Genomic DNA, 10,019 nt, shown 5'->3' on the forward strand with positions numbered 1-10,019 from the left:
AGGCGAGTCCCTAAAACGGTGGCAAGCGTCCGGGAGATACTAACGTCTCAGCCAGCCTGCAAGGACTCCGTCCCGCTAAGGGGCTTTGCCTCAAGGGACTGTCTAGAGGCATCTTGCCAGTGCCTTTACAAGTTCGTTGTTGAACTGCGTAAGAATCCCCCGCCTTTAGGCGGTGGGAATGTTTTGGCCTTGGCTGCTGTGGATCCCTACGAGGTGGTGTTGCCCTGCTTTTGGCTCTACCGCAAGGTGGGGTCTGCCCAACAACCCCTATGCGGGCAAAGCAAACAGGCCATTGACCTCTGGGAAACCTGGCAGCCCCCAACCCCGAAGGGAAAAACAGGCCACCTTCTGGGGAGCCATCCCTCCTTGCCAAGTTAGCAGGAGGGACAGCAACCGCAACTTAGGTGGCCTCGCTTACTCTTCTTCTTCCTCCTCTTCTGTTGGCTCGTCAATAGGGGTGGAGTCGTCGATGAGTTGGTCATCCTCTAGGACCACGCGGCGTGGTACCCCCGGCAGGACTACGGGATGCTCTTCCTCCTCAGGAGGCTCCGGCTCTGGCACTACCTCCTGGTAGGTGCTAAAGCCTGTACCTGCCGGGATCAGGCGGCCGATGATGACGTTCTCCTTCAGGCCCCGCAACCAGTCGGATCTGCCCTCAATGGCTGCCTCAGTGAGCACCCGCGTGGTTTCCTGGAAGCTGGCTGCTGAGATGAAGCTATCGGTATTCAAGCTGGCCTTGGTGATCCCCAGGAGGACGGGTGTGTACTTGGCCGGCGCCCCTCCACTGAGCGCTAGGGAGGCATTTTCTTGCTGGATTTGCCGCAACTCTACCAGCTCACCCGGTAACAGGACGGTGTCACCGCTGTCGTCCACCCGCACTTTAGAGGTCATCTGGCGTACCACAATCTCAATGTGCTTGTCGGCAATTTCTACCCCCTGCGAGCGGTAGACATTCTGCACCTCGTTGACGAGGAAGCGCTGTACCTCCCGCAGGGCCAGCCGCGCCGCTTGGTCATCTCCCAGGGTCTGGCGGTAGTACTCGAAGTAGATCTCCAGAAGATCGTGGGGGTTGGCAGGGCCGTCAGTTAGGGGATCCCCTACCCCCACTGGCTGGCCGTCAACCACCACCAAGCTCTGCCCTGGCAGCACAGAATAGGGAGTAACCGTGCCATCGGCCTCGATGACCCTTAGATCCGGCTCTTCTCCCTGCCAGCTTAGCTGCACGATGCCGGGTCGCTTGGCCAAGACACACATTTCCTTGGGCTTGCGAGCCTCTAACAGCTCCTCCACCCGCGGCAGCCCCTGGATGATGTCGCCGGTCTTGGCCCGCTCAAAGATGAGGATGGCTAGGGCATCTCCCCGCTGCACGAGATCTCCATCCCGCACCTGGAGGATGGCACCTGCGGAAACCAGGTAGGGCCGCGCCAGCCGCAGCACCAGGTGCCCCTCCGCAATTTGCATCACTTGGCCCGACTCAGGAGCAGGGATCCCTGGCGCCAGCTCGTCTCCAGCTCGCACTAGCGCTCCCACCTCGACCCTAGCGGGTCCGTTTAAGGGCACCGTCAGCAGATCGTCGTCGGTAATGACTAGCACCCGCCGCACTACCTCAGTGCCCTGGCGGATCCCTTGCACAATCCCGGCTTTTTTGGCCTGGATCTCGGTGCGGGCGATAACTCCCCCTTTGCCAACAGTGTCTCCTTGATTGACCAGCAGCCGGGTGTGGGTACTCCCCTGGGTGAGATCTGCCTCCACATCGGGGCGCAGCACCAAGGTTTCCAGAATCACCAGTTGCAGGCGGCGGATACTGGGATCCTTCTCATCCTGGATGAGCTCAATATCAGCCTTCAGCTGCGGGGCGTCAGTATCGATCTCCAACACCAATTGTGTGCGCAGCAATTCCACTGGACCCACCGACTTGACCCGCTCCCCGTCCTTAAAGGGAACCCGCTGTACAGCCCGCAGGCGAATGGAGCGACCAGACTCACTCGTGGACTCCTGGGTGGGCACCACAGGTCGATCGGGAATTTCATACTCGTACACCGGGCGCAGGAGGACGGCAGGTCCTTCGGGGGTTTCCACCTGCTCCAGATAGACCAGTCGGTCAGGAACAATGCTGCTAAGCAGCTTTTGACCCGGCTGGATGAAGGTTCCAGTGGGGATTTCCAAGTCAGCGGGATCCTCCACCAAATGCAGAGATCCAGGCTTGATGATGATTTCCCGGAGGATGTCGTTTTTCTGGATAACCTCAACTACACCGGCATTTTGGCAGAAAATGTCCTTCACCACCTCAGTGCCGGCTTCCACGTACTGGCCATCCTCGACGTTTAAGAGAGAGATGTCCTTATTCACCTCGTGGGTCTCCTCCGGGATCCACAGCAGGGTGCCGCCGCGGATGACCTCGTAGCCCTGCTTTGCTCTGCCCCGCCGAGCTACCTCAATGCCAGCAAACTTGGCCAAGCCCCCCGTTTGACTGCGGAAGTGGTTGTCGATTAGCTCTGCCACCACCTCGTCGTTGCCGACTTTGGTACCTGGCGTGGCTTTGAGGACAAAAGTCTGGCCGCTGGGGGTGTCTAGCAAAAATTGCTCCCGGCCCTGGTGAGATTCCACCCGCACCCGCGCCTCGTGGAGCACCACGGCCGCATTGATAATCTCCACCTCCCGTCCACCTTTGATGTCGCTGCACTCTGGCAGGCGCACCATACCGCCATGCTCAGTTACTAGGGAGGTTTCGGCAATCACATCCCCCGGCTGCACCCGATCCCCGTTTTTCACCACTGGCTCGGCGCCCGGAGGCAGGTTGTACACCTGGCCAGACAGAACCCAGATCAGCCCTTGCCGCTGGGCAGTGGAGGTAGTGTTGCCCTGGCGGTCGGTTTTTTCCTCAATAGGCAGGTCAGCAAAGCGAATTTCCCCCGCCAAATCGGCTACTACCTCCTTCTGGGCTTTTTCGGTGCTCTTGCGCACGGCCTTGGCTACAGCCACTTCCCCAATTAACTGATTCCGCTGCACCTGCGCCCCATCTCGCACCAGCAGGGTGGATCCCTGGGTTAGATCGAAGACTTCCCGCTGTCCATCCGGTCCCTCCAGGACAATTTGGTTATTGACCTCCACCTGGAGGGCGTCATCACCGTGGCGGGTGCGGAAGGGGCGGGTGCGCAGATTCTTCGGGAAGCGCACCACACCGGCAAAGGGGGCGCGAATTTGGCGAGCCACCTCCCCTGTAAACACCCCCCCCGTATGGAAGGTGCGCATGGTCAACTGGGTGCCCGGCTCTCCAATCGATTGCGCAGCAATGATCCCGACCGCCTCACCCAGATCCACCAGACGGGAATGGGCCAGGCTCCAGCCGTAGCACATGCGGCACACCGAGCGGTTGGCTTCACAGGTGAGGGGAGAACGCACCATCACCTGCTGGATGCCGGCCTCCACAATGGCTTTGGCTAAATCGTGATCTACATCTTGGTTGCGGCGGGCAATGATCTCCTGGGTTTGCGGATGCACCACATCTTGGGCTAGCACCCGCCCCACCAAGCGCTCCTCCAGGGGCACCACGACCTTGTCTCCATCCATCAAAGCCTGCAGCGGGATCCCCTGGTCCGTGCCGCAGTCCACCTCTCGCACAATCACGTCCTGGCAGACATCCACCAAGCGGCGAGTGAGGTAGCCAGAGTCGGCAGTACGCAGCGCTGTGTCCACCAAGCCCTTGCGCGCCCCGTAGGAGGAGATGATGTATTCGGTAACAGTTAAGCCCTCGCGGAAATTGGCTTTAATGGGCAAGTCAATGATCTCCCCCTGGGGATTGGCCATGAGGCCGCGCATGCCCACCAACTGCCGCACTTGCGAGACATTGCCCCTCGCCCCCGAGTTGGCCATCATGTAGACCGAGTTGAGAGGATCGTTCTGGCGGAAGTTGTTGAGCATCTCCTCCTTAATTTGCTCATTGACTTGGTTCCAAGTGTCGATGACCTTTTGATAGCGCTCCACCTCCGTAATCTCGCCGCGGATAAAGCGCTCTGTGGCTGCCTCGATCTCTGCTTCTGCCTGGGCCAACAGCTTCCGCTTGCTGGGCGGGATGCGTAGGTCTTCAATGCTGATGGAGACAGCAGCTTGGGTGGCGTACCTGAAGCCCAGCGTTTTCAGGGCATCCGCCATCTGGGCTGTGCGGGCAGTGCCGTAGCGGGCAAAGGCCCAGGCAATGAGGTTGTGCAGCTCTTTTTTACCGATTTGATAGTTGCGAAAGGGAACAGGAGGCGGCGGGGTCTCGGTCCTAGAGCCAGGAGCAGGCCGCCGCATCCAGCTGGGAGAAATTTGTCCTTTTTCGCTCATGGTGCCTCGCTAGAAAAGGGGGAATTACGCCGACAGAATGTCCTGCACCGTCTTGTTAAAGATGATCCGACCCGGTGTAGTGCGAATGTATTGACTAATGACGTTGCCCTCTTGGTCCTCGCGAATGCGACGGTAGTTGGTAATCTTGAGTCGGGTGCCGCCTGGTTCCTCGATAATCTGGGGCTCTGACTCTTTTTCTCCTTTGCCCAACTCCATGGGGCCGCTGTAGCGCACCCAGATTTTGCTGTGCAGACCAATGATGCCGCGGTCGTAGGCAATGAGGGCATCCTCCAGGCTGGCAAAATAGCGGTCGTTAATCTCAGGCGCCTCGGGGTTGTCCACGGTCAGGTAGTAGCAGCCCAACACCATGTCTTGGGTAGGGGTAATGATGGGGGCACCGGTGGCGGGGGAGAGGATATTGTTGGTGGCCAACATCAGCAGGCGCGCCTCCGCCTGGGCTTCCAAGGATAAGGGCACATGCACGGCCATCTGGTCGCCATCAAAGTCAGCGTTGAAAGCTGGACAGACCAGGGGGTGGAGCTGAATCGCCCTCCCCTCCACTAGAACCGGCTCAAAGGCTTGGATCCCGAGGCGGTGCAATGTTGGAGCGCGGTTGAGCAAAACTGGGTGGCCGTCAATGACCTCCTCCAGGACATCCCAAACCTGCGGGTCATTGCTTTGGATGAGCTTTTTGGCGGCTCTGATGTTGTTGACGATGTTCCGCTTGATCAACTTGTGGATGACAAAGGGTTGGAACAGCTCGATGGCCATCTCTTTGGGCAGGCCGCACTGGTGCATGCGCAGGTTGGGCCCCACCACAATTACCGAGCGCCCAGAATAATCCACGCGCTTGCCAAGCAGGTTTTGCCGGAAGCGCCCCTGTTTGCCCTCGATGATGTCTGAGAGAGACTTGAGGGGACGATTGTTAGCCCCCACCACCATGCGCCCCCGCCTCCCATTGTCAATGAGGGCATCTACCGCCTCCTGTAGCATGCGCTTTTCGTTGCGCACAATGATCTCTGGCGCCATGATCTCCTGCAGGCGCGCCAGGCGGTTGTTGCGATTAATCACGCGGCGATAGAGGTCGTTGAGGTCACTGGTGGCAAAACGGCCCCCATCCAACTGCACCATTGGGCGCAGATCGGGTGGGATGACGGGTAGCACCCGCAGCACCATCCACTCAGGCCGAGCTCCAGTGGCAATGAAGTTGTTGATAACCCGCAACCGCTTAATCAGGCGCGCTCGCTTCTGGCCGCGGGCAGTAGCAATTTCCTCCCGCAACTGCTCCGCTTCTTTTTCTAGATCAATGTCTTTGAGCAGGCGTTCGATAGCTTCCGCCCCAATCATGGCCCAGTTTTCCGGCAGCTGCAGCTGGGATCCCTCCTCGTACATCTGATCCTCAATCTCGAGGTATTGGTCCTCAGTCAGCAGCTGCTTGTAGGAGAGGTTGGGGGCATTGCCCGGATCCACCACGACGTAGGCGTTAAAGTACACCACCTGCTCCACGTCGCGCAGCGGCATGTCCAGCAGCGTGGCAATATAGCTGGGGATCCCCTTCAAGTACCAAACGTGGGTAACCGGAGCGGCCAGCTTGATGTAGCCCATGCGGTAGCGGCGCACTCGCGACTCCGTCACTTCCACCCCACAGCGTTCGCAAACAATGCCGCGGTGCCGCACGCGCTTGTACTTGCCACAGTGGCACTCCCAGTCCTTAACTGGCCCAAAGATGCGCTCACAAAAGAGGCCATCCATCTCCGGCTTGAGGGTCCGGTAGTTGATGGTCTCTGGCTTGGTGACCTCTCCCACCACTTGGCCATTGGGTAGCGTGCGCTGGCACCACTCCATAATTCGCTCTGGAGAGGCCAACCCAATCTTGATGTAGTCAAAGCGCTGCTCTGTTCTGGCCATTGCCATTTCTCCTGACTTGCTGCCCTAGCACCTGGACAGGAAGGAGAGAGGGATCATCCCCCTCCTTCCTCAGTTGGCTGGGACCTTAGACCTACCCAGCGCCCCCTAGAAATCGTCCTCGTCTTCTTCCTTCTCCCAACTGCGGCTGGCTGGGGAGAAGTCCTCCCTAGGCGCCGGCGAAAGATCCTCAGCCGTAATGGACTCGTAGGTGGGCCGGGAGGGAGTGTGGCGGGTTGAGACATCAGCCATCAGGTCTACCTCCACGTGGTAGGTCTGGCCCTTGCTGTCCACCTCCACCTTGTGCACGGAGACATCTAGGCAAAGGGACTGGAGCTCCCGCACCAACACCTTGAAGGATTCCGGCGTGCCGGGTCGAGGAATGGGCTTGCCTTTGACAATGGCGTTGAGGGCCTCGTTGCGCCCCACCATGTCGTCCGACTTCACAGTCAGCAGTTCCTGCAGGATGTAGGCCGCCCCAAACGCCTCCAGAGCCCACACCTCCATCTCGCCAAAGCGCTGGCCACCCTGCTGCGCCTTGCCTCCCAGGGGCTGCTGGGTTACCAGCGAGTAGGGGCCAGTGGAGCGGGCGTGGATCTTGTCGTCCACCAAGTGCACCAGCTTCAGCATGTAGGCACGGCCCACCGTAACCGGCTGGTCGAAAGGCTCACCCGTGCGGCCGTCAAACACCTGAACTTTGCCACAGTACTTGCCTTCAGGGTTGAAGATCCAGTCCTTGCCAGTCTTCTCGCGCGCCTCCCGCAACTTGGCCTCCACTGTCAGCCGGGAAGCCTCCAGGCCGTGCATTTCATCGAAGGGCATTAGCTTAAAGCGTACCCCTAGGTGCTCTGCTGCCCAGCCCAGTAGGCACTCATACACTTGGCCCACGTTCATGCGGGAGGGCACCCCTAGGGGGTTGAGCACCACATCCACTGGGGTGCCATCTGGCAGGTAGGGCATGTCCTCAATCGGCAAGATGCGGGAGATAATGCCCTTGTTGCCGTGGCGGCCAGCAATCTTATCCCCCACCTGAATCTTGCGCTTGAGGGCAATGTAGACTCGCACCACCATGTTGGCACCCGGCGGCAGCTCATCCCCCTGCTCACGGGTAAAGATGCGCACATCTACCACCCGCCCGCGCTCACCGTTGGGCACCCGTAGGGAGTTGTCCCGCACGTCGCGGGCTTTCTCGCCGAAAATGGCCCGCAGCAGGCGTTCTTCCGGAGGCTGATCCGACTCCCCTTTGGGCGTCACCTTGCCCACGAGGATGTCGCCGGCTTCTACCCAAGCCCCAATGCGCACAATGCCGTTTTCATCCAGGTTGCGCAGGGCATCCTCGCCTACGTTGGGGATCTCGCGGGTAATCTCCTCCGGCCCTAGCTTGGTTTGCCGGGCCTCAATTTCGTATTTCTCAATGTGGACTGAGGTGAAGACATCATCGTAGACCAGCCGCTCGCTGATGAGGATGGCGTCTTCGTAGTTGTAGCCCTCCCAGGGCATGTAGGCCACCAGTACGTTTTGGCCCAAGGCCAGCTCGCCGCCCTCGGTTGCTGGGCCGTCGGCCAGCACCTGGCCGGTCACGACCCGATCCCCCACGTAAACCAAAGGACGCTGGTTAAGGCAGGTGTCTTGGTTGGAGCGCTGATATTTTTGCAGGCGGTAGACGATGGGATCCCCGCCATCGTCTGGCCGCACCACAATTTCATCCGCAGAAACATAGGTCACTACCCCATTGGTGCGCGACACCACCACCATGCCAGAGTCCCGCGCCGCCTGGGCTTCTAAACCAGTGCCCACGTAGGGCCGCTCCGGCTTGAGCAGCGGCACCGCCTGGCGCTGCATGTTGGCTCCCATCAAGGCGCGGTTGGCGTCGTCATGCTCCAGGAAGGGGATCAAAGAGGTGGCCACCGAGATGACCTGCACCGGTGACACCTGCACGTAATGCACCTCACTGGGGTGGGCAGTGGTAAATTCTTGACGGTAGCGTACTGGCACGACCTCGGCCGTGATGCGGCCCTCGGCATCGACCGGCACATCCCCTGGTGCCACGCGATACTCGTCCTCCTCGTCGGCGGTGAGGTAGACCATGCCTAGGTCTTTGCGCACCACGCCGTTCTCGACACGGTAGTAGGGGCTCTCGATAAAGCCGTATTGGTTGACACGGGCGTGGGTGGCTAAGGATCCAATCAACCCTGCGTTGGGTCCTTCGGGGGTTTCAATGGGACAAATCCGCCCGTAGTGGCTGGGGTGAATGTCCCGCACGGCAAAGCCAGCCCGTTCCCGCGTCAAGCCACCAGGCCCCAGAGCCGATATCCGCCGCTTGTGGGTTAGCTCTGCCAGGGGGTTTGTCTGATCCATGAACTGGGAGAGCTGGCTGGAGCCAAAGAACTCCTTAATAGCAGCCACCAGGGGCTTGGGGTTAACCAGGGAGGCTGGGGTGAGGTTTTCCGACTCGGAAACTGTCATCCGCTCGCGGATAATCCGCTCCAGGCGGTTGAGACCTACCCGCACCTGGTTTTGCAGCAGCTCCCCCACAGAGCGCACACGCCGGTTACCCAGGTGGTCAATGTCATCAACCTGGCCAATGTCATACTCCAGGTTGATGAGGTAGTCGATAACAGCCAGAATGTCGGTAACGGTGAGCACCCGCACATTTTCGGGCACCGTTAGATTGAGCTTTTTGTTGAGCTTGTAGCGCCCTACCCGGCCCAAGTCGTAGCGCTTGGGATCAAAAAAGCGCGACTCCAGCAGCTGCTGGCCGCCGGAGACCGTGGGAGGCTCCCCAGGCCGCAGCTTGCGGTAGAGCTCCATCAGCGCCTCTTCTTCGCTGTAGCGCCCCTCCTCTTCCATGGTCTTCTGGAAAAATTCGGGGTGGCGCAGGCTGTCGTAGATCTCTGAGTCACTTAGACCCAAAGCCTTAAGCAGAACCGCCGCCGAGAGCTTGCGGGTTTTGTCAATGCGCACCCATACCAGGCCATTTTTGTCAGTCTCAAACTTCAGCCAGGCACCGCGGTTGGGAATGAGACTAGCGCTGTAGGTACGGCGGCCGTTTTTGTCCAGCTCTGACTTGTAGTAGACGCCAGGGCTGCGCACAATCTGGTTGACGATGACCCGCTCGGCGCCGTTGATGATAAAGGTGCCCCGGTCCGTCATCAAGGGCAGCTCGCCCATGAAGACGTCCATGTCCTTGATTTCGCCTGTCTCCTTGTTGATCAAGCGAGTAGGCACCCGGATTTGCGCTTGATAGGTGGCGTCCCGCCGCTTGGCCTCCTCTGGGTCGTAGCGTGGCTTGCTAATCTTGTACCCTTTGGAGGGATCGCCGGGACGATACTCCGGCAGAAAGTGCAGTTCCAGCTTGCCGGTGTAGTCGACGATGGGAGAAAAACTAAGGAGCTCCTCTTCAAACCCTTCTCGTAAAAACCAGAGGAAACTTTCCCGCTGAATCTCTACCAGGTCAGGTAAGGTAAGAACAGGGGAGGGAACAGTTAGTGGGGTCATGCGTTCCTTGGCAGGGTTTGCGCTGCAGTCAGGCCTTCAATTATAGAAGCCTCGCCAATGATCGTCAACGAACGTTACAAGGGCCGCTGGCAACCCCTGCCCTAGGCTCAGGAGCTGGCAGATCCCGCCTCCTTCCCAACCTGCCTTAAGGATTGTTCACATCCATTCACACTTAGGCAGACTATCCTAATCTTCTAGGCTGTTGACCGTTGGTTGCGGGCTTCCTGGAGAGGACGGAGATCCCGAGGAGGAGGCCCAGTTTACCCAGCTTGCAAGGTGGGAAAGCCTTC

The 10,019-nt window shown here is 59.4% G+C and carries 1 protein-coding gene and 1 pseudogene; both read right to left on the bottom strand.

The window, feature by feature from the left end:
• Positions 1-414: 414 nt before the first annotated feature.
• Positions 415-6,234, bottom strand: a pseudogene (locus tag NW827_RS05645) (DNA-directed RNA polymerase subunit beta'); the annotation flags it as partial.
• A 105-nt stretch (positions 6,235-6,339) separates the two neighbouring features.
• Positions 6,340-9,729, bottom strand: a complete 3,390-nt coding sequence (rpoB, locus tag NW827_RS05650) for a DNA-directed RNA polymerase subunit beta (RefSeq protein WP_414361963.1) — start codon at positions 9,727-9,729, stop codon at positions 6,340-6,342.
• Between the last annotated feature and the right edge of the window lie 290 nt (positions 9,730-10,019).

It is taken from the genome of Synechococcus sp. H70.1 (assembly GCF_047502705.1).
Classification (GTDB): Bacteria; Cyanobacteriota; Cyanobacteriia; order Thermostichales; family Thermostichaceae; genus Thermostichus.

Excerpts from the sequence above, each read along its gene's own strand:
- rpoB (WP_414361963.1), bottom strand. The coding sequence starts at position 9,729 with ATGACCCCACTAACTGTTCCCTCCCCTGTTCTTACCTTACCTGACCTG.